Source organism: Rhizobium sp. PK7-22 (assembly GCF_056530405.1).
Genome location: NZ_CP096513.1, coordinates 414,616 through 441,213, shown reverse-complemented (window position 1 = coordinate 441,213; position 26,598 = coordinate 414,616). Strand labels below are relative to the sequence as shown.

Here is a 26,598-nt window from a genome sequence, read left to right as displayed (position 1 = left end):
GCGCATGTTGATCTTTGCCGTCCGCATGGCTTGTATCTGTTTGATGCAAGCGGGGTGAAAAGGGGATGACCATGGGCAAGTTTGCCGCCGTACTGGTAGGGGATGGGCTATTGCTGGCTGAGTGCGGCGAGCGACTCCTGGACCAAGGACATGCCGTCGGCCTCGTGGTGACGAACAATCCGCAGATCACAGCCTGGGCAATGTCTCACCACCTCCCGACGCGGCCGTTTGAGGAGATCGAGGCGGCGCTCGAGGATTTGTTGTTTGACTGGCTGTTGAGCATCGCCAATCTTAAACTGTTACCGGCATCCGTTCTCGCGCGGGCCGGCAAAGGCGCCATTAATTTTCACGATGCGCTGCTGCCAGAACTGGCCGGCCTCAATACACCTGCCTGGGCCATCATGGAAGGACGGCCGATCCACGGCGTGACATGGCACGCGATGACCGCCGCAGTTGATCAGGGCGCCATCTATCTGCGCCGTTCCTTCGACATCGCCGCCGATGAAACGGCCCTGACCCTCAACAGCAAGTGCTTTGCTGCAGGGATCGAGAGCTTCGGCGAGCTAGTCGACCGGATTGAGAACGGCGGTCTCGGCGCCGAGGCCGAGGCGGCGGTGCCCAAGCGCATGTACCGGCGCAAAAGCCGTCCGACGGCTGCAGCAACACTCGACTTCTGCCAATCGGCAGCGAAGCTGGACCGCCTGGTGCGGGGTTTGTCGTTTGGACATGCTTATACCAACCCGCTGGTGACACCAAAGATCCGGCACGCCTCTGGTCTTTATCAGGTGAGCACCTTGACCATAGCTGACCAGCCGGCTGAGGCAGAGCCAGGCACAATTTTGTCCATCTTCGGTGACAGCGTCACCATTGCCACGATCGATCATGGCGTCACGGTGTCGGCGCAGCGCCGGCTCGGTGGCGGGCTCGTCCCGCTTGCCGCTGCCGTGCAGGTCGGCGAACGTCTGCCGTTTTGGACATCACAGCAATCGGATGACCTCACCGATGCGGTTGCAGCGCTGGCACCTCACGAAGCTGGCTTCGTTTCAGCGCTGCAGCGGACAATTGACGCATGCCTGCCCGACACGGTGGAGTACGATCCAGACCGGGAGGCGGTGCTTGGCGTCTTGCCTTTGAGCGCCTGTGATGGCTTGCCGCGCAGCCATCGGATCGCCCTGATCTGCGCCTTTGTTGGGCGTCTGGCGGACCAGATGGAGTTTGACGTGGCTTTCAGTCACGACAGACTTTCGCACCTGTCGGCTGTCTGGCCGGGGTATTTTTCGCCGTCAGTGCCGCTGCGCGTTGACCTTGCCGATGCGGCAACCCCAAAACAGGTGATCGATGCCACTGAACAGCAGCTGCGCACGCTCGACCGGCGCCTGACCCATCTTGAGGACCTGCCGGATCGATACCCGGGGGTATCCTCAACGCCCCTCAGCTTTGGTATTGTCGATGCCCGGATCCCGCCTCTTGTGCAAGCCCTTGAGGGCTGCGTCGTCACCTTCCGGATCGGCGCAAGCAATTGCGAGTTTGTCTACGACCGAACTCGACTCGAAGATCATCGCGCCCGCGCAATCGTTCGCCGCCTGGAGCGCTTCGCCGAGGCCTTCAGTGCCATACAGGCACCTCTGGATGATCTTCCGATGATGAGCGACAAGGAGCGCGACACGCTCCTTTACGCATGGAACAAGACCGGCAAGGACTATCCGTTGCAGGCTTGTGTTCACCACCTGATCGAACGGCAAGCCATTGCCACTGCAGATGCCGAAGCAGTCCATGACGGCAACGAGAGCCTCTCCTACCGCGCCCTGAATGAACGAGCGGAAGCCTTGGCTGCTGCTCTCATCGCGCGCGGCATTGGCACCGAAACCATCGTCGGTCTGCATCTTTCGCGCTCGGTGGATCTGGTGGTGGCGGCGCTGGCCGTCTGGAAGGCTGGTGGCGCATACCTGCCGCTCGACCCGGACTTCCCGCAAGACCGCCTGGCCTTCATGATCGAGGACAGCAAAGCCCGCTTGGTGGTCTGCAACCGGGAGCTTTCAGCTTCCGCTGTCTTGCAGTCGACCGAGGTCCTTGTGCTTGACGATGTGGAGCCAAAGCCTGCATCGGCATCAGAACGAGGCGAGCGCGCGGCGCCCGAAAATCTCGCTTATGTGATCTACACATCCGGCTCCACCGGCAAGCCAAAGGGCGTCATGGTCGAGCACCGCAATGTCGTCAACTTCTTCGCCGGGATGGATGAGCGCGTGGCGGTATTGCCGGATCGCCAAAACGTCTGGCTTGCGGTCACCAGCCTCTCCTTCGATATCTCTGTTCTTGAGCTGTTTTGGACCCTGTCTCGCGGCTTCAAGGTGGTCTTGCACACGCCGGAAATCACCCGGGCCAAGGCAAAAGCGCGTGCATCAGGCGCAGGCCAGGCGGCGGCGCTGTCCTTTGGCCTTTTCTACTGGGGCAACGATGCCGCGGCTGGACCTGACAAGTACCGCTTGCTCATCGAAGGTGCCAAGTTCGCCGATGCCAACGGATTTGACGCGGTCTGGACGCCGGAACGGCATTTTCATGCCTTCGGCGGGCCTTTTCCCAACCCTTCTGTGAGCGGCGCGGCCGTGGCGGCGGTCACGAAGAATATCGCCATCAGAGCTGGCAGCTGCGTGCTGCCGCTTCATCATCCCATCCGCGTCGTCGAAGAATGGGCCATGGTCGATAACCTGAGCAATGGTAGAGTGGGGCTTGCGTTTGCATCGGGCTGGATGCCTGAAGATTTCGTGCTGCGGCCGCAAAACGCACCGCCCAAAAACAAAGAGAGCTTGCGCAGCGATATGGATCTGGTCCGACGTCTATGGCGCGGCGACACCGTCGCCTTCGACATGGGCGGCGGCAAGCCTGTGGACGTTGTCACCCAGCCACGGCCGGTGCAGAAGGACCTGCCGGTGTGGCTGACAACAGCGGGAAATCCGCAAAGCTACCGCGACGCGGCCAGCGCCGGCGCCCACGTGCTGACCCATCTGCTGGGTCAGTCCATCGAGGAACTTGCCGAGAAGATCAAGATCTATCGCCAGGAGCTGGTCAACACAGGCAAGGATCCATCCAGGTTCAAGGTCACGCTGATGCTGCATACTCTGATCGGCGAGGACCGTGACCTGGTGCGCGAACAAGCGCGCGGTCCGCTGAAGGCCTATCTGCAAAGCGCCGCGGCCTTGATCAAGCAGTACGCCTGGGCTTTCCCAGCCTTTCGAAAGCCTGTCGGGACATGCGAGGCTGTGGACCTTGATCTGAGCCAGCTGTCGGGCGAAGAGATGGATGCCATTCTTGACTTTGCTTTCCAACGCTATTTTGACGATAGCGGTCTCTTTGGTACCCAGTCTGACGCTCTCGAGCGGCTGGCACAGGTCAAGGCGGCCGGGGTCGACGAGATTGCCTGCCTGATTGATTGGGGGCTCCCTGAAGCGGTGGTGCTCGACGGGCTGATCCCATTGGCCGCAGTTGTCAAGCGCACCCGTGGCGTCGCAGAGTCCGGCGATGGTGACGGTTTCGCTGACACGGTGGCCCGCCACCAGGTGACGCACCTCCAGTCGACACCTTCGATGATGCGCGCCTTCATGATGTCGCAGGAAGACCGTGCCGCCCTTCGACACCTCCGCCATATCCTGTTGGGCGGCGAGGCCTTGCCGGGCGCACTCGTGGCAGCACTGAGGCGGACGACGGAGGCAACGGTCGAAAACATGTATGGCCCGACAGAGACGACCATTTGGTCGTCATCATGCCAAGCAGTGCCGACGACGGGCGTTGCCCCGATCGGGCGGCCGATCGCCAACACGCAGCTATACGTCCTTGACGGCAAGCTTCGGCCCGTGCCGACTGGCGATACCGGCGAACTGTTCATCGGCGGCGATGGTGTCGCACGCGGATATCTCAACCGTCCCGATCTCACCCAGACGCGTTTTATCGCCAATCCCTTCACGCAAGGTCGCCTTTATCGAACCGGCGATCTTGTCCGCTTCGACGAAGACGGCCAGTTGCACTTTTTGGGACGCAACGACCAACAGGTCAAGATTCGCGGCCACCGGATTGAGCTTGGCGAGATCGAGTCACATATCGCGCAATTTCCCGGTATCGTGGAAGCGGTAGTCGTGGCCCGAAAGGACCTGACGGCGGAAGCCAGGCTGGTCGCCTATATCCGCACGGAAGGCAAGCCCGTGTCTGAAGACGCGCTGCGGCAGCATCTGCAGCAGTCGCTGCCAGATGTCATGGTCCCTGCCGACATCGTGACGCTTGCCGCTCTCCCGCTGACGCCAAACGCCAAGGTCGATCGCAACCGCCTGCCGCCGCCTCCCGCGCGCCACAACCTGTCGAAGAGCCCGCTCTTCGTTGCGCCCGTCGGTGACATCGAGGAAGCCTTAGGTGCCGTCTTTGCCCGCACACTGGGACGCGAGCGTGTGGGCCGCGCAGAGAACTTCTTCTCGCTTGGCGGCCACTCATTGCTTGCCGTACAGATGCATCGTGAGTTGAAAGCCTCGCTCGCGCCGGCCCTGACGATCACTGACCTCTTTCGGTACCCAACCGTGGCGACACTGGCTGCCCACATTGGCGGCCAAGACACCACCCATGAAAGTCTCGGCAATGCGGCCGATCGAGCAGCCCTGCGCCGAACGGCACTTCAGCAACGTCAGGCGCGTGCGGCACGCGCAGATGCCCTGGTGTGACCATGCTTCTGCAAGGGCTTTTGCCGGCCTCAGTGGCGACAGCACAGGCGGAGCTTTCGGCGCCGTCACAGCCCTTGTTTGATGCAGAACGTGCCTGTCTGAGAGGCGCCTACGCGCGCAGGTGGCGCGAATTTACCGCCGGCCGTACATGCGCGCGCCGTGCTCTGGCCCAGCTTGGGCAGCCACCTGTCGCCATCCCAGCACGCGATGATCGCACGCCCTTGTGGCCAAGCGGCTACACCGGCTGCATCAGTCACAGTCAGGACAAATGCATTGTGGCCGTGGCTGCCAAAACCGGTGCTATTGCCGCGGTCGGCGTCGACATCGAGCGCAGTGATGCCGTCAGCTTGGACCTGGCAAAGGAGATACTGGACCGGCAGGAAGGATTGTGGCTCTCGCTGCAGCCGCGCAGCGTACAGACCACCCTCCTCACGGCACTGTTCAGTGCCAAGGAATGCATCTTCAAATGCCAGTTTTCCATCAGTCAGCTGATGTTTGGTTTTGAAGTGCTGACAGTCACGCTCGCTCTTCAGGACGGATCGTTCGTGGGACGCTTCAACGACAATATCATGCCCTTCCGTACGGGCGACTGCGTGAGCGGCAGGATCGCCTTAACGCAGGGCCACATCGTCACGGCGATGACGCTGCCGGCAATGGCGTCAACGCGCGTGGTGTGCCCGTTGGGCGATTTCTTGGGTAAACAACCTGAGCAGCGGCACGACCCCATAGCAGTAGCGGCGCCAGAGGCGTCGTGGATCGCTTAGCATCCGATGCAGCCACTCCAATCCAAGAGTACGAACCCACTTGGGCGCGCGCCTTTTTGTCCCGACCAGGAATTCCAGTGACGCGCCGACGCACAATCCGATGCCGCGCGCCTCGGGGTGGTTCGAGAGGCGGTGGGCGAGAATGTCGGACTGCGGCGAGCCGATCGCCAAAAACACGAAACGGGCTTGCGCTTGCACGGCAAAGTCAAGGCAGTCCTGCATGGCTTGCGGATCATCAAGCACGCCAAGTGGCGGAACGAAGGCATCGAATTCCACCTCAGGATAGGCAGCACGCATCCGTGCCACGACATCCTGACCGGGCGCAATCATCGCAATCCTGTCACCCTTGCCAATGACCTGGCGAAACAGTTCCGCAGTCAGATCGGAGCCGGTGACGAGCGGCAGCTTCAACAAGAGCAGGCGTGCCAGGGCGCAGATAGGCCTGCTGTCGCAAACGCTCAGCCAGGCATCCCGCACGCACTGGCGCAAGCGCGCATCGCTCTTCATCCTGACGACATAGTCGGCATTGGGTGTGACGACATAGCGGAATGAAGCCTCCGGCGCGCTGTTGCGCAGCATGTCGAGAACCGTCAATTGCGATAGCAGATCAAAGTTAGCCCCCAGGAACATTCGCCGTTGCCGGATTGCGCTGGTGGCTGCACCGGCTGAAGCCGGAATCGGCATATCGATCGCGCTCATGACCTTCTCCTCCATGACCCAGCCAAGCAGTGCCGATGCGGCGTGCTGCTTTCGCGCAGTGTCTCAAGCCTCTGATTTATCGGCACAATTCTACGCTGGCGCAGGGAGGGTTCAATTCACCCGAGTGGCAGCAAATGGGAGGAGGACGTCGGTCACGAGGCCTGCGAGGATCGAAAGGATGACGTCCGTTTCATGCAAAGGTCGTAGCGCAGCAGAGGCGCAATCGCCGTGGCTTGCACTAGGCTTGCCTTTTGCAGCACTGCTGGGAGGCACGAGGTGGTACAGGAGGTTTTGACAGTTACCGCGGCCCTCGCGTTGATCGTGTTGTCTGCCGCGACCCTGTTCTTTTGCCTGCAATGTATCGCCGGAGTGCGAGCGCCACCTTGCACGCCGCCGGCAGATCGAACCTCTCCGCTGGCCGTGCTGATCCCGGCCCACAACGAGGAAGGAACCATCAACATCGTGCTGGACAGCGTGCGCCAGCAACTGAGGCGGACGGACCGCCTCCTGGTCGTGGCGGACAACTGCACCGATGCTACGGCACGGCGAGCGCGGTGTGCCGGTGCCGAGGTATTGGTTCGACATGATCCCGCTCGTCGCGGCAAGGCATACGCCCTGGCGGCCGGCATCGCGCATCTTGACGCAGTGCCACCTGCAACCGTGATCGTGATCGACGCTGACTGCTTCGTCGCTTCCGGAGCAATTGCGCAGCTGGCCGCTGCCGTGGAGCAAGACCGGCGGCCGGTCCAGGCTCGCTACCTCATGCTTGCGCCAGAGCAAGCGCCGGACCGATATGCTATTGCGGCTTTTGCCTTCCTGATCAAGAACAGCATCCGCCCAGGCGGACTGGCCCGGTTGGGTCTCCCGTGTCATTTGACAGGCTCGGGCATGGCTTTCCCTTGGGCTGTGATTGCAAACGCGGATCTTGCGCACGGCCATCTGGTGGAGGACATGAAGCTTGGACTTGAGCTGGCTCAAGATGGGCTGGGGGCGAGCTATTGTCACGCCGCGTTGATCACCAGCAGCTTTCCCCTTTCCAGCCAAGGTCAAGCATCACAGCGTCATCGCTGGGAAAGCGGCCGCTTCGCCTTGCTATGCATCGGTATTCGTCTGCTTGCCTCGTTGGTGCCTTACAGGCGGCCGGCGCTTCTGCTTCTCATCTTGGACACGTTGATCCCACCCCTCACACTGATGGCAGCATTGCTGTGCCTTCAGGTGCTGACGGCGGTGGCATTGGTGATGGCTGGCACGGGATACTGGCTGCTGGCCGGTGCTGCGATTTGCTGGCTTGCTCTCTGTGCAACACTTTCGCTTGTCTGGTGGCATCATGGTCGCACGATGGTGCCGCTGTCGCGACTATCTTCGTTGCCCAGGTGGATGATGAAGCGGCTGGCACTGTACCCTTCATTCTACCGCAGCAACCACACCAGCTGGATCCGCACCGATCGAGGTCCAGGCGATGTCTGAAGCGCTTGATGATGAGACATCACGGGACGGTCCTTCCCCCATCTGCGCTTTCTTCTTCACTTGATGCAGCCGTGCCGACAGGAACTCGGCAACCCGCAGCCCGTTTGCAGCGATTGTCAAAGACGGATTGACACCGCCGCTTCTGGGGAAAAAGGAAGCATCGACGATAAACAGGTTGTCGAGATCATGGCTTCGGTTTTCGCTGTCGACGACCGATGAACGTGGATCAGTTCCAGCCCGGCAAGTGCCGCAGGGATGGCCGAAGTTGAGGTTGACATTGGGGGTCAGGACCATAGTCCGACGGGGTCGAAATGCGGCCCGGTAAACACGGCGGAAGCGGCGAACCCGCTGGCGCAGTTCTGGACGGATCACATATTGAAAGTAGATTTGTTCCGGATGGTTTTGATGAGGGCGAACGCGGTTGTCTGGATGCGGATAGTCTTCCAGCACCGTTGCCAGAATAGTCGCCCGGCCCAACAGCCAGGCGGCAACCAGCGCGGGGGCATAAAGTGTTCGGCGCAACGGGCGCAGCCATCCCAGGGGACCTGCATCGATCATGCCTTTCAGCACATGCACGATGTTGCCCGCTGTAGCCGTCATGCCGGTCGACTGAATAATTCCGAAGTCATCTTTGCCGGACTTGTAGAAGTCACGGATGGCAAGGGAGCGCTCGGCTTGGATCGATCTGGAATGGGCCCGCGGCCAAACCGCTAGGAAATCGGAGACATGAAACATCAGGTTCCTGCCGACCATGTCGGAGGAGTTTGCTACACCATTGGGCCAAAATCGGTTCGCCGAGCGTTGCAGCAGCAGCGGCGTCGAAAGGGCTCCCGCCGCCAGTGCATAGAATTTGGCCTGGACAAGTAACGGCTCATTGTTGCGGTGACAGATCAATCCCTTCACCGTCGTTGCGTCCGCGTCGACGGTCTGCACCGTGCACATATCGAGGAAGGTCACCCGGCCGGTGCGCAGCGCCGGTTCGACGAAAATGCGACCGGCGTCGTGTTTGCACGCGCGGTGGCAGATTGTGCCGCCGCATGCGAGGCAACCTGGCTTTGCCTCGCATGCATTGTGCAGTTGATAGGGCTGGAGCCCTTTGCGTTCAAGCAGGTTGAACAGGTCGCGGTCGGACCTGGTCATCGAGGGTGGGGTGCGCAGCTCTGCGGGCGGGCCTTCGAAGAACGGGTCCGGGCTGCCTCTAACGCGAAACAGGGATTCCACCTCGCGGTAGTAGGGCTCCAAGTTGCGGTACTGGAACGGCCACGCGGGCCTGTCGGGCCTGTCTTCAAAATCGGCGGGTGCCATACGCTCCAAAGTTCCAGCATAGAGCAAGGTCGATCCTCCTGCGCCGCATCCCAGTGGAGGATAGAAGCTGGTTTCCCTTTCGTCGACACGGGCAACGATCTGCGTGGGCCAGCGACCATGGTGCAGCCTGACCAGTTCATCCGAACTGTCTGGAGCATCCGCACGGTCATCGGCGAAGGTCATCATTCCCTTTTCGACGAAGACGACGGAGTGGCCAGCCTGTGCCAAGGCATAGCCGAAGGCAGCGCCGCCCATTCCCGCGCCAACGATCGCGACGTCCCATTGCATCTTCTTGACCCTCACGGACGGGTTTCACTATTGCCTTGGAAACGACGGCTGCGAAGCCTGTGCGGCCAGTATGTCTGCACAATGCGACCGCTTGGCTTGAGCAAAAACCCGTGGACCTTCGCCAGCGCAGCATTTTGTTCCAACCGAACGATCCTTAACCGAGACCCCCGCCATCGGCAATTCGCCATAAGGACATGCGTCCTTAGGCTTAGGCGCGCATGATTGTTGGAGCCCACCCCGGCCGTATACTTTGAGTTGGTTACTGGGGGTTAGAAAATGACGGCTACTTTGCAATCTGTGACCACGAGCGCGGTCTACCGTCCGCGCACCCTTGCTGGCAGGGGCGGCCTCGGGCACGGAGCGATTGCTTGGCTGGCGGCGGGCAGCGATTTTGCGATGCTGCTTGCCGCCAGTGCTGCAGGTTTCTCGCTCTACGAACAAATCAATTTCAGCCTCTCCGCCGATCCGCTTGGCTACATCGGGATCGGGCTGATGGTCGCAATGTGCTTTGTGCTCGCGATGCACAGCGCCCATGCCTATCGGCCAGATGCCATTGTCCTGCGCCGCTACCAGATCCGGCTGATCTGCCTGCTCATTCCAGGCACCTTCGGTTTCCTGCTGGCAGTCCTTTTCTTCCTCAAGCTCGGCGCCACTTTCTCACGCGGTTCGATCGGGGCTAGTCTGCTTCTGTCGTTGGCTGGCCTGACCGGACTGAGGTTTCTGTGGCCGGCCTTGCTGCCCTACGCCATGGCGCGTGGCGCTTTCGGGCGCCGGCGCATTCTGTTGATCTGCAACGCAAGCGAACCGGTCGCGGAATTTGAAGAACGGGCCGCCGCCCACGGCATGATTGTCGTTGAGGTGCTGCGATTGCGCCAAGACGAAGGACTGTCTCAGTCGGCGCTCGATTTTGCCAAGGAGACGACCCGCAAGCGCATCGACGAGATTATCCTGATCTGGGGAGAGCACGACCTGACGGGCCTGCAGCGGTATCTCTGGCAGCTGCGGCGTTCCACCCTCCCCGTCAGCGTCGCGTTCAATGGCTTTATCGGCACCATCGTGTCGGCGCATTCGCGACCCGTTGGCGGGTTGACTGTTTTCCAGTCGCAGCGGCCGCCGCTCAGCCTTTACGAAGGTGCCATTAAACGCCTGTTTGACATTGGTTTTTCCGGCACCTGTCTTTTGGCATTGTCGCCGATGATGTTGGCGGTCGCCTTGGCAATCAAGCTCGACAGTCCCGGCCCGGTGTTGTTCCGCCAGATCCGCAAGGGCTATGGGGGGCGGCCGTTTCGCATCGTCAAGTTTCGCAGCATGATGGTGCTCGAGGACGGGCCTGAGGTGCGCCAGGCAACCCGTGGTGATCACCGCATCACTCGCGTGGGATCCTTCATCCGCTCGACAAGTCTGGATGAACTGCCGCAGTTCTGGAACGTCTTGAAAGGCGACATGTCGGTGGTCGGTCCTCGACCGCACGCCTTGGCTCACGACGATTACTTCGACAACCAGATTGGCGAGTATGTCTTTCGCCGCCATGTGCGACCTGGTCTCACGGGCTGGGCGCAGATCAACAGATGTCGTGGTGAAACACCCGACGTAGAGAAGATGCAAGAGCGCGTGCATCATGACCTTTGGTATATCAACAATTGGTCACTGTGGCTGGACGTCAAGATCATCTTGCGCACCGTGTTTCAGCTGCACGACTTTCGCGGAGCCTACTGATCGGTGCGAGAGGCGCTTGCCGGCGCCGTCACGTCGCGCAGCCCTGCTGCATCGATGACGACTTCACGGGGCACGGGATGAGCAATAAAGCCAATAGGGCTGGCGCTGGGTCCATAGGCGCCACTGCTGTGGATGGCAATCAGATCGCCCGCCTCAAGCGGAGGCAAGGGAATTGCGTTGGCAAGCCGGTCAATCGACGTGCACAAGGGACCCACGAGCGTCACCGGTTCCAACGGCCCCTGGCCATTTACCTTGTGCATGGGATAGTTGCGGTGCATGACCATGCCGAAGTGGCCACTGGCGGGGAGATGGGCGTTCATACCCCCGTCGCAGATCGCAATCTTGGTGCCGCGTGACACTTTGGTCGAGACCACCCGCGTCACAAAGTAACCCGCCTCCCCGACCAGATAGCGCCCGATCTCCAAAACAAACTGCGTCTCCCGAAAGGCGCTCCTGGCGGCCAGCGCATCGAGATCTGGTTGAATCTCGCGCCCAACCGCCTCCAGATCGAGCGGCTCATCTCCGGCATGGTACGGAATGCCGAGTCCCGACCCAAAGATCAACGTCTTTGGCGAAAGGCGGTGCCGGTCGGCGACCTCGGTGAAGATGGCGATGAAGTTGCGGTAGTTCTCGCAGATGGCTGCGGCGCGCAGACACTGAGTGCCAGCGTAGATGTGCAGACCGCGCAGGCACAGACCCGGCAGGCCAAGGATTGCCTCGAGAGCGTCTGGACTGTCCTCAACGTCGATTCCGAAGGGCGACGGGCGCCCCGCCATCTGGTCGCCGAAGCCCTTGGGAACTGTGGCGGGGGCCAGGCGTACAAGGATCGGTTGTTGGCGCCCAAGCTCGACCGCGATGCTGCTGGCGCTGACTGCCTCCCGTACCGACTCGATGACGAGATTTCCAACGCCGACCGCCACTGCTTCGCGCAATTCGGCATCACGTTTGCCCGGGCCGGTAAAGCTGAGCTGGGAGGCCGGCCATCCCGCAGCAAGCGCCAAACGCAACTCCCCGACCGAGGACACGTCCAGGCCATCTGCGTGGCTGCGCAGCCAACCCAAGAGAGCCGGATTCGGGTTGCTCTTGACGGCGAAGCTGAGCAGGAACCGTCCGCCGAAAGCTTGACGCAGACGCTGGCTGCGCCGCTCGATCGCGGCAAGATCATAGACGTAGCAGGGCGTGCCGAATCCGTCGGCGGCCGACTGTAGCCACAGATCGATTGCCAGGGCGCGCTCCATCACACCGTCGCCTGGGCGAAGGCGAGAATGCGCGCTGGCGTGTCGAAGTTCTCAAGCGTCACGTCTTCCGTGCGGATGACCATGCCGCTCGCCTGTTCAATGACGGCCAAGAGGTTCACCATTGAGACGGAATCGAGCAGCCCTGATGAGAACAGCGGGGTATCCAGGCCCACATCGTTGATCTCAAGGTCATCGCGCAGATAGGCGAGTAGCGTGTTCTGGTTGAAAATCACAGCACCATGTCTCCCATATGAATAGCGTGGTCGTCAGCATCGGCCGGTTTTGTCTCATCCGCTTCGGCCTGTCGGCGGCAATGCTGCAGGATCGCCGGACGATCGAGTTTGCCGCTGGCGGTGCGCGGCATGGCATGGTGCCACAGGTGAAAGCGACGCGGCACCATGTAGCTCGGCATCACCTTGCGGCAGTGACGCAGGAGCCCCGGCTCATCAAACTGGTCGTCTGCCGGCGTGATCGCGACATGAACGGTTTCGCCAACCTCCGCATCGGCCATGCCAAAGGCTACCGCTTCAGCAACGACGCCCGAGCGATACACGAGATCCTCCACTTCCTCGGGGCTGACGCGAAATCCGCTGGTCTTGATCATCGCATCCGCGCGCCCGACAAACCAGAGATCCCCGTCCTCATCGATGCGGACGGTGTCGCCGCTGAACACGACGGGCTGCTCGCCGATCAAATGCTTGAGCTCCGGGCAGGGACGGATCTTCTGCGCCGTCAGGTCGGGACGACCCCAGTAACCGAGGCTGACAAGAGGACCATGGTGAACCAGTTCACCCTCCTCCAGGGGACCCGCAAGACCGCCGCCAGGTCTGACCACAAAGACCTCGGCATCTGGAATGGCACGGCCGATCGAACCCATTTTGCGTGCGAACTGTTCAGGCGCCAGAAACGTCGAGCGGAAGGACTCGGTCAGTCCGTACATCAGGTAAATATCGACCCCGGGGAATACGCAGGGCATCTGACCCATGACGTGAGGCGCAATCTTGCCGCCGGAGTTGGTGATCCTCTTCAAGGTTGGCAGCTGCGTCGGCGACGCCATCAGCTTGCGCACGATCTGGCTCCACAGGGGCGGGACAGCCCCGACACCGGTTACCTGTTGCCGCACCATGGTGGCAATGACTTCCGCCGCCAGCGGAACCGATTGATGCACCACCGTCGCGCCCATCAGCATCATAGTCGTCAACTGATTGAGGCCGTAGTCGAAGCTGTAAGGCAGCACGCTCAGCAAGCGGTCGTGTCGGTCGAGGCGCAGATATCGCGCCACCGATCGCGCACCGGCGAGGATATTGGCGTGGCTCAACATGACGCCCTTGGGCAGGCCTGTGGATCCGGAGGTATAGATGATCATTGCCAGATCGCTGCCCAACCGCTGGCGCGGACTTGCATGAGATAGCGAAGGAGCGTCCAACCAGGAGATGAAGGATGGGTGACGGGGGGCGGAGCCGTTGACAACAACTGCCCGCACGCCAGCCGGCAGGCTGTCTTGTGCAAGCGGCCCAGCAGCTCGCGTCTCGACGATCATAGCGCTAGCGCCGCTGTCATGGGTGACATACAGCACTTGCTCGCGCGTCCACTGGCTGTTGACGTTCACGATCACCGCACCGATCTTGGCGACCGCAAACATCGCGACAACCTCTGCGAGGCTTTTGCGCACTTGCACAACGACGCGGTCGCCTGCTGCAATTCCTTTGCTGATCAGGTGGTCTGCCATCCGGTCAACATCTGCACTGAGTGCGCCATAGGTGATGTCGCGATCATCATCGACGATCGCGGTCGCGTCAGCCTGATGCGGCAGATTATCGCTCAGCAGGTGGTAGAAGGTCGTTGCCAGACTAGTCATGGATGCGTCCTTCGGCTGGGGCGTCGCGATCCGGTTCACGGCGAGACGGGCAGAGCCGCGGGTAGATCCGGGCGGGAGAACCAACCACAATGGAATCGGACGGGATGTGAGTGGAAACGGCTGTATTGGCTGCAATCCGCACCCTGTCCCCGATGCGGATCGGGCCCAACACGGTGGCGTTGACGCCGATAAACACATCGTCGCCGATCACCGGCGCCCCGGAGCTCATATTGGTGCCGATTGTGACATTATGCATGATGCCGCAGCGCTTGCCGATGACCGTATCAGGATGGATGGACAGTGATCCTTCCGCATGAATGATATGGAAGCCATCCCCAAGGGTCACCGCAGGCGGGATCCAGATCCGCGTTAGGATGGCGACCGGACCGTGAATCGCGGCATAAAGCTTGCGGGCGAGAAATCGCGACCAGCGGCGGCGGCGCCGTTCGCTCCAGCGCCCCAGGCGATAGGTCAGCAGAGCCAGAAAAGCAGCGTTGACCACTGTGCATCCGTGACGCCGGTAGTCCAGGCGCACCTCGTCGAGAAACTGCCCCCTTGCTCGAGGGTCGGATGATCGCTGCGCTTGGCCAGCGCAATCGTCGAGTGCCAGGCTGACAGGTGTCTTGGTCATCATCGCGTCACCAGATCCAGAGTTCGTGAGACATCGTCCCAGTCGACGGTAAAGGCGTCGTGGGAGCCTTGCCCGACCACGAAAGCGTAGACCTGACCTTGCCGGTCCGTGACCACCTTGAGGATGGAAACCACGCGATCAGGCGGCTGGATCACGAAAAGTGCAGCGTCATTGGGCATGATCTGGAGCCCATGAGTCAGGTGGCTGCCTTCGACCCCTGCCACGATGCATGCCCCGGCACAGGCATCGATCACTTCCGCCAGCGTGGCCGATGAAGGGTCGAGAATTCGAAATCCGCGGTGCTTGGCGAACTGCTCGGCGATCTCGCGCTCGTTGACCAGCAGCCTGCGATCACCGCTGCGCCCGCGCAGAAGAAAGACACCCGGGTGGCGAGAAAATTGACCCGTCCCGCACAGTTGCGCCTTCAGGTCATCGGCACGGCGCCGCTTGCCCTCGTTGTTTCCCTGATCGCGGAACACCATGAGTTCATCGAAGTGCATGTCAGCAATCGGCTGGGCACGAAACTGGAGCTGGCGCGCATACTCTTTCTGGTGTTGGGTAGCCGCCATCTGCGTGTGTACCGGCCGGCCACTATCGGCGGCAAGCTGGTAGGTCAGGCAGTCATTGAGCAGCCACATGCCAAACCAGCGATTTCCCATCCAGCTTTCGAACATGGCCGCCTGCGCCATCGAGGCCTTCGGGCGCGCATACAGGGGCAGCCGGCGTCGGCGCGCGCGCAACGGGTGAGCTGCACCACCCGCGTAAAGGGTCCCGTCAACAAGATCGACATCCTTGAGCCGAAGCCCAACGGTGGCGTGCTGGTACGCGTCATAGTCGCCGCGAAAGCCATGCACGACTTCGGCGATACTGCCAAATTGCGTTGCCCGAATGCGCTGCAGGTGGTGCGGTAAGAAGCGTGCCGGCGGGATGTAGCGTCGCATCGCCGGTGCCATAGTCCATTGCTCGGCCGCAATCGTGTCAAAGTGCGCCTCGGCGACGCCGATTGCTCTTCTGCCAAAATGACTGAGTGGCCGCCAAGACAACATGTGATCCCCTGACCCGTTCGACCTACGCCGCGACTGTGCGTCAGCGGCTCGTAGGGATCATTTCATATCCGTGCGCCGATTGCAGATACGCCTTCGGATGATTGTCCTACCCATATCGAGGTATGAGAACTGGTTGATCCCTCGGCATTGCCGCCCGCCAGACAGGCCGCAAGCTTGGCCGCACTGATATAATGGTTGAAGTGCGAGATGATCTTGGCACGCGAGTTCGCCCGCAGCGTCGCGGCCAGCTGTTGGTCGGCAAGAACGCGCCAGACCGCCTGCGCAAAGTCTTCCGGCTTTGCATCCGGAACGAGAAGGCCATCAACCCCCTGCTCGATCAATTCGCAGTTGCCGCCGACATCCGTGACGACCACCGGCATCTCCATCGACATGGCCTCCATAATCGCCACGGAGATCCCTTCGTTGTGGCTGGCCAGCACGAAGATGTGAGCCGCTTCCAGCTCCTGTCGGATCTGCTCTTCGTCGACCGCTCCCAGCAAGGTCACCCGGTCCTGCAGCCCTGCCCGCCGGATGTCGTCTTCCAGCTGTGTGCGATAGCCGCGTCCGCCCTGTTCGTCCTCTCCGGCAATGCGAAGGTGCACGTCAACCCCCCGAAGGTGCAACTGCAAGACAACCTGCAAAAGATCCTCATGCCCTTTGACCGCATTCAACCTGCCGCAGCTGAACAGACGACAGCGTTGGCCTTGCGCCCAGGCGGAATAAGGCTTGCGGCGCCGGATCGCCTCCACGTCGACCCCCATGGGAGCAATATGAACCCGGTCGGCGGGGGCAAGGCTGAGGCGATCCACGACATCGCGGTACAGCTTCTTGGATATGACGGTGGCAAACCGGCTGTGGCGCCACTTCTGTCGCTGGTTGGAGCCATACAGTTCAAGCGTGGGGCCGTGCAGTGTCAGGCTATAGCTCACGTCCGACAGAATCGAGCAGAGCATGGCGACGTTCGCCGCGTTGCCGCAAGAGTGGACATGTAGGTGGTTCCAGCCTAGCCGCCTCGCCGCCCTGGCGAGTTTGACAGCTGGCAAAACCATGGCAAGAAGGCGAAGTCGCTCCCAGCGGGTCGCGACATCGGCTTTTCGTATCGTGTCGAGTAACGAAGACCACCGTGCGGGTCCGCAACACACAAGATCGACCATGCCGATGACCCCGTCGCGGATTGTCATTGGCATCAAGTACAGTGTCTCGTTTCGCGCGCCCTGCGACCATGAATGGGAGACGATGCCCGCGGGTGGCTGTGTCGTGGAGACGAGCTGCGCCTCGATCCCGAGGTCCGCCAGAGCCTGACGTTCGCGCCACAGAAAGATATGCGTCTGTCCGGGAAACTCGGGTATCAAAAAGCCGATGCGGTCGGTCATGCCCGGCTCCTGTCTGTTGATGCTGCAGCGGCTGCAGGCACGCCGCTCTCGCCGCCGAAGCCGCGCCAGACGTGCCAGGTGAACTGCAGCAGGCGGGTAACCTGCCGCCATCCATATGCAAGCGTCCCTGTTTGTGGATGGTTTTGCCCGGTATAGGCGACGTAATGGACCACGAATGCCAGCCGCCGTGCGATTGAGCAACGCTGCCGGGCTGCCTGCGGCCATGGGTGCTCTTGCAAAAAGCGACGGCCAATGTCCTGCAGGTGGATATGGCGCCGCGTCGACAGATCGACCTGACTGGATGGCGGGCGCGGTGGAGCCGCGCCCGAGAGCCAGGCCGAGGTCAGAAACGAGATGTAGGATGCGCCAAGCGGTGTCAGATGGACGTCGTCGGTGAAGATCAAGCGCATCTTTTCACCGTCGTTGAGACCCTCGAAACCTGGGATCTCCGGCGAAGAAGTCAGGCTTTGCGTCAAGAACGCCAGCGCCAGTGCCGTTGGAAGCACGATGATATCGCTTGCAGCCCCGTCCGTGGCGCTTTGCGCGTTGACGGTACCGACAAGACACGACCACATGACATGGGCCTGCTGCTCGTAGGTGATCCATTGCCGTGGATCCTGAATGTCGGACACCCCGATCCAGGGAACAAAGAAATAGATCGCAGCGCCGGGATTTGCAGTTACGAAGCGCTGGCGAGCCACTTGCAACGAGGAGACGGTATCCTCCCATGCCAGAGAATCGAGCAGCCCATTGCGTTCGGTTATGATGAGGACATCGAAGCTGCGCAGAGCAAGCACCTCGGCGAAACTGGGTCGAGCCCTATCTGGTGATCTCACGTCACTGGTGGCGCCTGCTTCGACTTGGCCCAGGCGCTCCCGGATTGACGCCCCGGGGAACTGCTGGCTTGTTACCGTCAAGCCACCCCCCAGTGCCGTGAGCGACTGATGCAGCAAACTTGGGTAAGGCATGTCTGTCAAACTATGTCCGGAAATCAGGATCGAGCGCGGCAAGCCGGTGATGCCGGCCGAAGAGGCAGGGCTAGCGGCGATGGCACGGATATCGCCTGCGGCCGCACCGACAATGGCCATGCTCATCATCGCTCGCCCCACTCGCTGCGTCCAACTGTCCACCCTCACACCCCTCCAGCAACCATTGGCCCGGTCCAGGCAGCGGCATTGAGATCCCAGCAGATGCGCGCAGGATGATCGCCTGCCCGCCGCCGGCGACAGCCGGGCCTTACGGTGAAGCGAGGTTGCCAAGGACGTCAATGGGCTCGAGTATTGTCACTTTGAGGTAGCCCAGCCTACCGCTTTGTGCGTTGTTCTCAGAACAAGCCAACGGCTCGTAGTATTTGCCAATGTCGATTGGGGGGGGGTAAGGTGATGATCAAAAGCAGGCAATGGCCTGGCCTGGCGCTAACCGTCCTTATGTTTTACGCCGTAGGGATACCGGATCTACGAGCGCAGTCCTCCTATACCTTGCAGCCTGGCGACACCGTGCAGGTCTGGATGGCCCAGACGGAGGACCTGCGGGGAGATGGGGTTGTGGCGCCGGATGGCGGCATTTCCTTTCCCCTTGCGGGGCATCTGCGTGCAGAAGGCCTGACATTGCTGGAGCTTGAGGCGGCGTTGCGCGATCGCTTGAAGCCCTATTTCAAGGACACCGACCTGACGTTGATGCTGCGCCCCGGGCGCGAACCCATCATTTACGTCATCGGAGAGGTCACTACCCCCGGTGCCTATCCCTACAGATCGCACATGACGGTTCTGCATGCTCTCACCGTTGCCGGCGGTTTGTATCGTGCAGCCGTGCTGCCTGCAGACCAGGACCGGTCCGTCATCGTCGGGCGCCAAGTCAGCGACGGCACACTGCGGATGCAAGAACTGGCAGCGCGCGAAGCCCGACTTCTGGCGGAGCTGGAGGGGCGTCGGACGCTTGCCGCGCAGGGCGCAGCTGACGATCCGCTGATGGCGCAAGAGCAGATGCTGCTGGATGCACGCTCACGCAGCGTTGCCATGGTGGATGAAGCGCAACAGCAGGCTGAAGTCCTCAATGCACAAAGCCGTGCGGCTCTTCAAGAGCAGGTTCAAGCAGTAACACGGCGCCTTGAGCTGGCACGCGACCGGCTGCGCAGCGTATCGCAGCTGGTCGAGAAGGGGGGCGTGCAAAGCTCCCAGAAGAATGCCCATGAAGCCAATATTGCCGAACTGGATGGCCAGATCAGCCGGTTGTCGGCGGAAATGGTGGTGTTGGAGCGCGCCGAGATCGCCGACGCAGCGCGTTATCATGCTGCGCGCCAGGAGCGGCAGACGCAGCTGTTGAGCGAACTGCAGGCCGTGCGGCGCGAGCAGGCCGAGACGGACGCGCGCCTCAACGACAGCAGACGCATCATGTCGATCTATGGCGCCAGCGCCGCCACGGCACGGGAGCAAGAGCAACAGGCGATCGCCTACACGATTGTCCGCTCCCGCAACGGCGAAGCTCACGAAATCGCGGCGTCCGAGACCTCTGCCCTGCAGCCCGATGACCTTGTTCGCGTCAGCCTCAGCGCGCACACCGGTCAAGTCGAGGCCGCAGTGGAGGAGAACCCAGGTGCTTCTGCTGCCGCCCTGGCCAGTGCCGCCGCAGCCACTGGGGGTCAAGAGCAATGATCGAGATGCTGTGGCGCAACGCCTTCTACTACCTTACGCGGGCTCTTCGGCACCCCTGGCATGTGGCCACGCCGGCGCTGTTGGTCCTGGGGATCGGCCTTTATGCCATTTCCAACATCGTCCGCCCCTTCTACAGCGAAGCGCTCCTGGTGATGGAGTTCCAGCAGATCCCCTCCTCGCTCGTGTCTCCGACCGTTGCAAACGACCGTTTGCGCTTTATTGACCAGCGCGTGCTGTCGCGTTCCAATCTGGCAGAGCTCGCCGAGCGCCTGCAGCTTTACCCCGAGTTGGCGACAACGGCGGAGCCGGCCGCCATCGCTGGCCGGATGCGCAACAATATCAAGCTGCGCACGACCTTCACCGAGGGCTCAGACGGCTCAACAGCAAGCGCGTCAGTTCTCCTCGGCTTCGAACATCCCGTCGCCGGCAAGACAGTGGCGGTCGTTGAAGCGCTGGTGCGAATGGTCGTCGACGAGAACCGCCGTCTGAGGACCCAACGCGCCTCTGAAACGACGGAATTCCTGCAAAGAGAGGTGGAGGATCTGGCGGCGCGGTTAAGTACCCGCGACGTTGAGCGGGAAACGATCGTCGATGCCAATCGCGACGCGCAGCCCAGTCGTCTACCGGCGATGCTGATCGAACTGCAGGCACGGGAAGAAGAGCTTGTGGTCGTTCAGCAAGCCCTTCGCGCCAGCGATGAGGAGGTCGAGCTGCTTGACGCGCAGCTGCGCGTGGGACTGGAGGAACATGGTCCCGCAGGACAGTTGAGAACCCAGATCGCGGTGATCGAAGGCGAAATCGCCGACAAACGCCTGCTGTATACCGACGAGCATCCACAGATGCGGCTTCTCAGGCAAAAAGCCATTGATCTGGCGGCAGGATACGACGCGATCGCGCCCGAACCGCCAAGCCTTGGCGAAAGGGCGTTCACGCCGGAACTGGCGCTGCTCTCAGAGCGCCTCAGCCAGGCCAAACCCCGCAGGGAGGGGCTGGCGGAGCGCCGCCTGCAGCTGGAGGGGCGCATCGCAGCGCTCAAACTCACCATCAACAGGGTCGCGGATGTGGAGGAGCGGCTGACGGCCATCGACACGGAACGGGAGGCTTTGCAGCCGGCGTTGAACGAAATGAAAGGCCGTCTGGCAACCGCGTTGATGGGGGAGCGACTGGAGCGCAAGGATGCCGCCTTGCATGTCGAGGTCCTGGAGTCACCGGTGCTGCCCCGGAGCCCCTCGGGACCGCGCCGCCTTCTTCTCTTTGCCGCTCTTGCCATTGCATGCGCGGGGGCTGGGCTGGGCGGATTGCTTGCCTTCGACCTTGCCGATCGGCGCGTCCGTGGCGCTTTCGATCTTCAGGAGGCACTGGCTGGCCAGACCCTGGTGATGGTGCCGTCGTGGCGACTGCCGAGGACGGTGTCGGGCAGACAGCCAGGTTAGGTCATGCGGTAACGGCAGGAATGAATGATGCAGCATCAACAGGAAAAGGGACCGCTCGAATGGAGATGATGAAGACCATCACCGCGCACAGCCGGCTCGAGGACGACCCCAACCCGGTCGAGCTCACGAGCACCGCACATGCGGGGCGGCCTCATCCGGAGCAGACGGCCCCTGCGGAGACCTTTCCACGCGAGCCGACGCATGTGCATGCCCTCAGTATAACCTATCTGCACGGCCGCCGCATTGTCGCCTGTTGCCCCGATCACCGCATTACACGCGCCTATGATATCTTGCGAAACCATATCGCCCATTCGTGCAAGACAGCCGGTTCGTCCTTGATGATCGCGGTGACAGCCCCAGCATCACGGTGCGGCACTTCGGTCACCGCCATCAACCTCGCGTTCAGCTTTGCGCGATCGACTGCCGGCGGTATTCTGCTGGTGGACGGCAATACCATGGCTCCAGCCGCAGCATGCCTGCTCGGCCTGGCGCCTTTGCCGACCCTGCCCCGCGACAGCCACCTTGGCGGTCACATCCGGCTTGACGCACAAGGTATCAGGCTTGATCTGCTGCGTCCTGCCGGTGGTCAGCAGCGGAAAGACAATCCCCATCAACTGGCAAGAGATCTGGAGCAGGTTCGGCAGGTCCTGCAACCGGCGATCACCATCGTCGATCTGCCGCCGATGCTGGGTTTCGACGAAGCCCCACCCATTGTTGCCGCCGCCGATGTCGTCGTGCTTGTTGTCGCGGCCGGCCAGTCGACGCGCGCGGAGGTGGCGGTGTGCCAAACTTATTTTCAGCCGCACCAGACGGTGCAGGTGGTGCTCAACAAGGCGCAGGGGCACGGCCTATGAACGTGCCGCCCGACGAACAGAAGGCAGTTGCCCCGAGTCTGCTGGTCATCATCGTCAACTACCGCACCGCCGATCTGGTCAATGATTGCCTGGAGTCGCTACTCGATAACGTGACGCTGCCGGCGGATGCGGCGGTGATCGTTGCAGACGGTGCATCGGGTGACGGCTCCGTAGAGGTATTACGGTCTGCCATCGACACCCATGGATGGCAGCAGCGGGCGCATCTTCTTGCACTTGAGGCCAACTCAGGCTTCGCGCATGCCAACAATTGCGCCTATGCCCATGCCCGCTTGCACCTTGGCAAGCCGCGCTATGTTCTCTTCCTCAATCCTGACACGGTCGTTCGCCGCAACGGACTTCGGCCGCTTCTCGACTTCGTTGAAGCCCATCCGAACGTTGGCATCGCGGGCGCGCGTCTGGAAGATCCCGACGGGACGCCGCAAGCCTGCGCCTTCCGCTTTCCCTCGATCCTGGGCGAATTCGAAAGCGAGGCAAAGCTTGGCCCCGTCAGCAGAACTTTGGGCAAGTGGCAGGTGGCTGCGTCGACGGGCGAAGAACCCGTCCAGGTGGACTGGGTCTCCGGTGCTGCCATGCTGGTCAAAAGCGAGGTTCTCGACGCAGTCGGTTTGCTCGATGACTCCTATTTCCTGTACTATGAGGAGGTCGATTTTTGCCGGCGCACGGCGGCCGCGGGTTGGCAATGCTGGAATGTTCCCCAAAGCCGTATTGTGCATTTGGTCGGCTGCTCGACAGGCGTCACCAAACACGTGGCACCTGCGCGCCGGCCGCCCTACTGGTTCGCGTCAAGGGATCGGTTCTTCTTAAAGCACCACGGTCGCCAGTACGCCCGGTGGGCCAACGCTGCCTGGATTGCCGGTCATCTCGTCTTTCGCATCCGACTTGTTGTGGAACGGAAGATGTTCACAGGCCCACCGCATCTGCTAGCGGACTTTCTCCGGCACAGCCTTGGTGTCCGGTCGCGCTAGCTCGAAACGGCGGCGCAATGGACTGGCGTCTGCCGCTCCCCGCTCGCGTGTGGCAACCGCCGCCATGAGGGCTTCAAGCGTAGCCGCAGAGCGTCGCACGTCATGGCGTTGGAGAACACGCTGCCGGGCTGCCTCTCCCATTGTGGCAAGTTCGTCCTCGTCGAGCGCGAGTATTTCGCGCATCGCTCCAGCCAAAGCCTGAGCGTCGCCCGCCGGGACCAGCCGCCCGGTTTGAGGCGTGACGAGTTCGGGGATGCCAGCAATATAGGTGGCAATCACCGGTCGAGACAACGCCATGCTCTCCATCAGAACAACGGGAAGGCCCTCGGCAAAGCTTGGCAAGACCAAAGCGCGCGCCCGAGTGATCTCTATTCTTATTCTGTCCTGCGATACCGTGCCCGTCAGCTCGATGCGATCTTGCAGCCCAAGCTCCGCCACCCGCCGCTCGATCTCACCGCGCAGCGGTCCGTCACCCACAAGGACCAGCTTACAGTCGACGCCTTCGTGCGACAGGCGCTGCGCCGCCTCCAGGAGCAGGAGATGTCCTTTTTGTTCGCAAAGACGGCCAATGCAGACAAGCCTATGCGGCTCGGCCGCATGAATGGGAACAGGCCGTGCAAAAGCCTCCTCGATGCCGCAAGGCACGATGTGGATCTTTTTCCAGTCGTGGAGGTCTACCCAGCGCAACAGCTGGCTGCGTCCGAACGAGCTGACAGCCACCGCAAAGGCAGCGGTCGCGACCTTGGTCTCAATGCCCAGTCGCTCGGGTCGGTCGAACTCCTCCGGGCCGTGGATGGTCAGACTGAAGGGTATCCCCGTGAGGGCGTGGACCATACAGGCAACCGTGGCTGGGTTCGTTCCGAAGTGCACATGCAGGTGATCGACGCCATCGCGACGGCACCATGAGGCCAAGAGGATGGCCTCGTAGAGGTACGCCAGATGCCTGCGGTAGGCGTATGCTGAAAGCCTTGAGAACCGATTGGCAACCGAGGCGGCACGCATCAGCGATCTCGGTTGGCGCATCAGCGTCAGCGCACAGCACAGCAGGCCGGCTCGCCAGTTTTCGTGCAGGAGGTAGCGCGTCCGGATTTGTTCGGCGATGTCGTCCTCATCCACGAGGGGAGCGGCAGCGCGTCTGACGGCGTAGCGGACCAGACTGTGTCCGCGCCGCTCCAGGGCAATCAGCTCACGACGGATGAAGGTATGACTGGGCGCGGGATAGCAGTTGGTAAAATAGCCGATCCGCATGCGTCTCACCCCATCGACTCTGCCAGCATCTGTGGCCGCAGGTCTGGGCTAACAGCATTGGAATGGGCGGTGCAGTTGTCAAAAGGGCGTAGCGCACCCTCGCTCTACGCCCTTAGGCGTAATTTACAGACGCGGCAGCAGGTCCAAATCTGGCAACCGCCCACCTTGGCTGTCGCAGTCTGCTCCTACGCTAAGGAAGCCAAAAGAACCGTCGCATGCAGGCCCCGGCCAGATAGCTGAGGTTGAGCGCGATAACCTGCCCGACCAGCCCGGGAAGCGACGCGGGGGGTAATAACGCAGGCCAGACAAGGGAACCGAGATGAACTGCGGCGAAAACAGCAATCAGCAGGACCAGGAACAGCGGCCTGAACGCCAGGCCGGCCATGCCGCCAATCAAACAAACCACGATCATTCCCGTCCGTCCGCTCCCAAGATTCCCAGTCGTAAATGTTCCCCAGGGTTGTGGCAAGGCTGGGCCGATCCTGCAAGCAATGGCCGCGAGATCGGCGACCGGCAGGGCAAAGCTGGTGATGTGCGGGCCGCAAAGGCGGTATCGCTCGGGGTGGTGGTGATCGGCAGGAACGAGGGACACCGCCTCGCCGAGTGCCTTGCGTCCCTGCGTCAGGTGGAAGGGCCAGTCGTCTATGTCGATTCCGGATCAACCGACGACAGCCTGACGGTGGCAAGATCTGCTGGTGCCGATGTTGTCATCCTCGACCCAGCCGTTCCATTCACGGCGGCGCGGGCGCGAAATGCCGGCTGGCGGCATCTTCTGGAGAACTGGCCCGATCTCCGTTACGTCCAGTTCCTGGACGGCGACTGCCGCATCGAGCCACGGTGGTTGCCCACAGCGGCCGAGTTTTTGCGTCGCCGGCATGACGTCGCCGTCGTCTTGGGCCGCCGGCGCGAGCTCCATCCCTCGCACTCCATCTACAATGCGATCTGCGACGACGAATGGAATGGACCACCAGGCGAAGCGATGGAATGCGGCGGCGACGTGCTGTTGCGGGCAGAGGTTTTGCGAAAGCTTGGTGGATACAGAGACGATCTCATTGCCGGCGAGGAGCCGGAACTGTGCATACGCCTGCGCCAGCTCGGCCACCGGGTCTGGCGTCTCGACTGCGAAATGAGCCTGCACGACGCCAATATTCTCCACTTCCTCCAGTGGTGGCGACGCAGTGTCCGCGCCGGCCACGCCTACGCCCAGGTGCATCTGATCCATCAACGCGCGCCGGGGCGGATCTGGGGTGCCAATCTCAGGCGCACCTTGTCCTGGTCGATGCTTCTGCCGGCGACGATGATCGCCGCCTTGCTTCTTCACCCCGCATGGCTGGGCCTGGCGCTGCTGTACCCGATCCAGATCCTTCGCCTCCACAGGCGGCAAAGGAGCCTGAGACGGGCGACGCTTTGCGTGGTGGGGAAGTTTGCGGAGATGCAAGGCGTCCTGCAGTACACGATGAACAAGGTCGCAAGACGTCGTCAGCGCCTGATCGAATACAAATAGTGGATAGCCGTGGCGCCGGCACGACGACGAAGGCACGCCGGCGTCGTCGGCACGATCGATCAGCCTCTGCTGGCACTGAGGCGGAAGGCCACTGTTGTTTTCTGTCGGTCACGCATAGTGCTGACGGTGCAGGTCGTCGTCACACGCCGAAAGATCCCGTTTCGTCAGCGACGTCCTGTCGAACCGGGTCAAGCGCTGCGCCATCGCCTGGCGCGATCTCTGCGGCCCCTGCGTCGCTGCGGAAGACCCACCACTTGTTGAGGGCAAAGACGGCCACCGGTGCCAGGGTCGCCATGAAAGGAAGAGCAAACCAGCTTGAGGCAGCGAGCCTGACGACGATGACGTAGACGATCAGGCTGTTGATGCCAAAGCCGACGAGACTGGTGCAGATAAACCGCACGAGATGGCGCATCGTCAGGCCATGGTCATCGATCTGGGTACGAAAGGTCCAGGCGGCCTGTCCGGCAAACGATACGGAAAACGCCAGCAGGAAGGCTGCGGAATTGGAAAGCAGCGGCGGGATGCCCAACGACTGCGAGAGCACCGCAAAGACGCTGAGGTGGACGATCGTGGCCAGCAGGCCGACGAGCGCAAAACACCGGACTTGCCGCACAAGCGCGGCGATGCGCAAAGGGATCAGGTTTTGGTTCAGACCCACACCACCGCCCCTCAGATGCCACCCACACGAGCCATTGTGCCGACTGCTGCAGTGCTTGTCGCCGACGGCCAGACGCTACACGATCCACAAGGGCAATTTAGCATGTGCAAAGGGCGTAGATGCGGGTAGAGCAAGCTACCATAGGTCCGCCCTTTGGTGCAGTTGCTTGCAGTCTCTCC

The 26,598-nt window shown here is 61.7% G+C and carries 21 protein-coding genes; 9 read left to right on the top strand and 12 right to left on the bottom strand.

Translation table 11 applies throughout. The annotated features are described in order from the left end of the window. Positions 1-71 precede the first annotated feature (71 nt). Positions 72-4,700 carry a MupA/Atu3671 family FMN-dependent luciferase-like monooxygenase gene (locus M1E10_RS02215; protein ID WP_499173380.1) on the top strand — a complete coding sequence of 1,543 codons (4,629 nt, stop codon included), beginning with the start codon at positions 72-74 and terminating at the stop codon, positions 4,698-4,700. 2 nt (positions 4,701-4,702) lie between these two features. Continuing rightward, the gene (locus M1E10_RS02210) at positions 4,703-5,464 is read left to right on the top strand and encodes a 4'-phosphopantetheinyl transferase family protein (RefSeq protein ID WP_499173442.1); all 762 of its coding nucleotides are present in this window, start codon (positions 4,703-4,705) and stop codon (positions 5,462-5,464) included. Here the strand turns inward: M1E10_RS02210 and M1E10_RS02205 are convergent. After that, positions 5,360-6,163 carry a WecB/TagA/CpsF family glycosyltransferase gene (locus M1E10_RS02205; RefSeq protein ID WP_499173379.1) on the bottom strand — a complete coding sequence of 268 codons (804 nt, stop codon included), beginning with the start codon at positions 6,161-6,163 and terminating at the stop codon, positions 5,360-5,362. The genes M1E10_RS02210 and M1E10_RS02205 overlap by 105 nt on opposite strands. 276 nt (positions 6,164-6,439) lie before the next feature. Between M1E10_RS02205 and M1E10_RS02200 the strand changes: the two genes are divergently transcribed. Continuing rightward, entirely contained in the window at positions 6,440-7,630 is a 1,191-nt protein-coding gene (locus M1E10_RS02200; RefSeq protein WP_499173378.1) for a glycosyltransferase family 2 protein, read from the top strand. On the opposite strand, the gene M1E10_RS02195 is transcribed toward M1E10_RS02200, so the two are convergent. Then, entirely contained in the window at positions 7,568-9,238 is a 1,671-nt protein-coding gene (locus M1E10_RS02195; protein ID WP_499173377.1) for a GMC family oxidoreductase, read from the bottom strand. The two genes, M1E10_RS02200 and M1E10_RS02195, sit on opposite strands and share 63 nt — an antisense overlap. Positions 9,239-9,499: 261 nt before the next feature. Here M1E10_RS02195 and M1E10_RS02190 point away from each other — a divergent pair, with 261 nt between their 5' ends. Next, positions 9,500-10,939, top strand: a complete 1,440-nt coding sequence (locus M1E10_RS02190) for an exopolysaccharide biosynthesis polyprenyl glycosylphosphotransferase (RefSeq protein WP_499173376.1) — start codon at positions 9,500-9,502, stop codon at positions 10,937-10,939. On the opposite strand, the gene M1E10_RS02185 is transcribed toward M1E10_RS02190, so the two are convergent. From M1E10_RS02185 to M1E10_RS02155, 7 genes are all read right to left on the bottom strand, one after another. Then, a complete protein-coding gene (locus tag M1E10_RS02185) occupies positions 10,933-12,177 on the bottom strand; it encodes a type III PLP-dependent enzyme (RefSeq protein ID WP_499173375.1) in 1,245 nt (414 codons plus the stop codon). The genes M1E10_RS02190 and M1E10_RS02185 overlap by 7 nt on opposite strands. After that, positions 12,177-12,410: a phosphopantetheine-binding protein gene (locus M1E10_RS02180; protein WP_499173374.1), complete on the bottom strand. Its 234-nt coding sequence runs from the start codon at positions 12,408-12,410 to the stop codon at positions 12,177-12,179. Before M1E10_RS02180 ends, M1E10_RS02185 begins: the two co-directional genes overlap by 1 nt. Beyond that, complete coding sequence (locus M1E10_RS02175; protein WP_499173373.1) at positions 12,407-14,074, bottom strand: AMP-binding protein; 1,668 nt, start codon at positions 14,072-14,074, stop codon at positions 12,407-12,409. The genes M1E10_RS02180 and M1E10_RS02175 overlap by 4 nt, the downstream gene beginning before the upstream one ends. Next, complete coding sequence (locus M1E10_RS02170) at positions 14,028-14,669, bottom strand: serine O-acetyltransferase (protein ID WP_499173372.1); 642 nt, start codon at positions 14,667-14,669, stop codon at positions 14,028-14,030. Before M1E10_RS02170 ends, M1E10_RS02175 begins: the two co-directional genes overlap by 47 nt. Then, the gene (locus tag M1E10_RS02165) at positions 14,666-15,607 is read right to left on the bottom strand and encodes a glycosyltransferase family 61 protein (protein ID WP_499173371.1); all 942 of its coding nucleotides are present in this window, start codon (positions 15,605-15,607) and stop codon (positions 14,666-14,668) included. Before M1E10_RS02165 ends, M1E10_RS02170 begins: the two co-directional genes overlap by 4 nt. A 167-nt stretch (positions 15,608-15,774) precedes the next feature. Continuing rightward, the gene (epsE, locus tag M1E10_RS02160; protein WP_499173370.1) at positions 15,775-17,085 is read right to left on the bottom strand and encodes a glycosyltransferase family 4 protein; all 1,311 of its coding nucleotides are present in this window, start codon (positions 17,083-17,085) and stop codon (positions 15,775-15,777) included. Further along, the gene (locus M1E10_RS02155; protein WP_499173369.1) at positions 17,082-18,179 is read right to left on the bottom strand and encodes a hypothetical protein; all 1,098 of its coding nucleotides are present in this window, start codon (positions 18,177-18,179) and stop codon (positions 17,082-17,084) included. Before M1E10_RS02155 ends, epsE begins: the two co-directional genes overlap by 4 nt. A 333-nt stretch (positions 18,180-18,512) precedes the next feature. On the opposite strand from M1E10_RS02155, the gene M1E10_RS02150 reads away from it, so the two are divergent. Genes M1E10_RS02150 through M1E10_RS02135 form a run of 4 tightly spaced genes read left to right on the top strand, consistent with a single transcriptional unit; the run spans position 18,513 to position 23,009 of the window. Further along, positions 18,513-19,736 carry a polysaccharide biosynthesis/export family protein gene (locus M1E10_RS02150; protein WP_499173368.1) on the top strand — a complete coding sequence of 408 codons (1,224 nt, stop codon included), beginning with the start codon at positions 18,513-18,515 and terminating at the stop codon, positions 19,734-19,736. Continuing rightward, positions 19,733-21,169: a GumC domain-containing protein gene (locus M1E10_RS02145; protein ID WP_499173367.1), complete on the top strand. Its 1,437-nt coding sequence runs from the start codon at positions 19,733-19,735 to the stop codon at positions 21,167-21,169. The genes M1E10_RS02150 and M1E10_RS02145 overlap by 4 nt, the downstream gene beginning before the upstream one ends. Before the next feature lie 59 nt (positions 21,170-21,228). Further along, on the top strand, positions 21,229-22,023 hold the full coding sequence (locus M1E10_RS02140; protein WP_499173366.1) for a P-loop NTPase family protein: 795 nt from the start codon (positions 21,229-21,231) through the stop codon (positions 22,021-22,023). Continuing rightward, positions 22,020-23,009, top strand: a complete 990-nt coding sequence (locus tag M1E10_RS02135) for a glycosyltransferase family 2 protein (protein ID WP_499173365.1) — start codon at positions 22,020-22,022, stop codon at positions 23,007-23,009. The genes M1E10_RS02140 and M1E10_RS02135 overlap by 4 nt, the downstream gene beginning before the upstream one ends. Here M1E10_RS02135 and M1E10_RS02130 read toward each other — a convergent pair. Then, entirely contained in the window at positions 22,965-24,257 is a 1,293-nt protein-coding gene (locus tag M1E10_RS02130) for a glycosyltransferase (RefSeq protein WP_499173364.1), read from the bottom strand. The two genes, M1E10_RS02135 and M1E10_RS02130, sit on opposite strands and share 45 nt — an antisense overlap. Before the next feature lie 190 nt (positions 24,258-24,447). Then, positions 24,448-24,669 carry a hypothetical protein gene (locus M1E10_RS02125; protein ID WP_499173363.1) on the bottom strand — a complete coding sequence of 74 codons (222 nt, stop codon included), beginning with the start codon at positions 24,667-24,669 and terminating at the stop codon, positions 24,448-24,450. A 48-nt stretch (positions 24,670-24,717) separates the two neighbouring features. On the opposite strand from M1E10_RS02125, the gene M1E10_RS02120 reads away from it, so the two are divergent. Beyond that, on the top strand, positions 24,718-25,761 hold the full coding sequence (locus tag M1E10_RS02120) for a glycosyltransferase family 2 protein (protein WP_499173362.1): 1,044 nt from the start codon (positions 24,718-24,720) through the stop codon (positions 25,759-25,761). 139 nt (positions 25,762-25,900) lie between these two features. On the opposite strand, the gene M1E10_RS02115 is transcribed toward M1E10_RS02120, so the two are convergent. Further along, the gene (locus M1E10_RS02115; protein WP_499173361.1) at positions 25,901-26,419 is read right to left on the bottom strand and encodes a GtrA family protein; all 519 of its coding nucleotides are present in this window, start codon (positions 26,417-26,419) and stop codon (positions 25,901-25,903) included. Positions 26,420-26,598: the final 179 nt, after the last annotated feature.

What these genes read in the sequence shown, in the direction of transcription:
- M1E10_RS02215 (WP_499173380.1), top strand. Translation starts at nt 72, where the DNA reads ATGGGCAAGTTTGCCGCCGTACTGGTAGGGGATGGGCTATTGCTGGCT.
- M1E10_RS02210 (WP_499173442.1), top strand. Translation starts at nt 4,703, where the DNA reads ATGCTTCTGCAAGGGCTTTTGCCGGCCTCAGTGGCGACAGCACAGGCG.
- M1E10_RS02205 (WP_499173379.1), bottom strand. Translation starts at nt 6,163, where the DNA reads ATGAGCGCGATCGATATGCCGATTCCGGCTTCAGCCGGTGCAGCCACC.
- M1E10_RS02190 (WP_499173376.1), top strand. Translation starts at nt 9,500, where the DNA reads ATGACGGCTACTTTGCAATCTGTGACCACGAGCGCGGTCTACCGTCCG.
- M1E10_RS02185 (WP_499173375.1), bottom strand. Translation starts at nt 12,177, where the DNA reads ATGGAGCGCGCCCTGGCAATCGATCTGTGGCTACAGTCGGCCGCCGAC.
- M1E10_RS02170 (WP_499173372.1), bottom strand. Translation starts at nt 14,669, where the DNA reads ATGATGACCAAGACACCTGTCAGCCTGGCACTCGACGATTGCGCTGGC.
- M1E10_RS02165 (WP_499173371.1), bottom strand. Translation starts at nt 15,607, where the DNA reads ATGCGACGCTACATCCCGCCGGCACGCTTCTTACCGCACCACCTGCAG.
- epsE (WP_499173370.1), bottom strand. Translation starts at nt 17,085, where the DNA reads ATGACCGACCGCATCGGCTTTTTGATACCCGAGTTTCCCGGACAGACG.
- M1E10_RS02155 (WP_499173369.1), bottom strand. Translation starts at nt 18,179, where the DNA reads ATGAGCATGGCCATTGTCGGTGCGGCCGCAGGCGATATCCGTGCCATC.
- M1E10_RS02150 (WP_499173368.1), top strand. Translation starts at nt 18,513, where the DNA reads ATGTTTTACGCCGTAGGGATACCGGATCTACGAGCGCAGTCCTCCTAT.
- M1E10_RS02145 (WP_499173367.1), top strand. Translation starts at nt 19,733, where the DNA reads ATGATCGAGATGCTGTGGCGCAACGCCTTCTACTACCTTACGCGGGCT.
- M1E10_RS02140 (WP_499173366.1), top strand. Translation starts at nt 21,229, where the DNA reads ATGGAGATGATGAAGACCATCACCGCGCACAGCCGGCTCGAGGACGAC.
- M1E10_RS02135 (WP_499173365.1), top strand. Translation starts at nt 22,020, where the DNA reads ATGAACGTGCCGCCCGACGAACAGAAGGCAGTTGCCCCGAGTCTGCTG.
- M1E10_RS02130 (WP_499173364.1), bottom strand. Translation starts at nt 24,257, where the DNA reads ATGCGGATCGGCTATTTTACCAACTGCTATCCCGCGCCCAGTCATACC.
- M1E10_RS02125 (WP_499173363.1), bottom strand. Translation starts at nt 24,669, where the DNA reads ATGATCGTGGTTTGTTTGATTGGCGGCATGGCCGGCCTGGCGTTCAGG.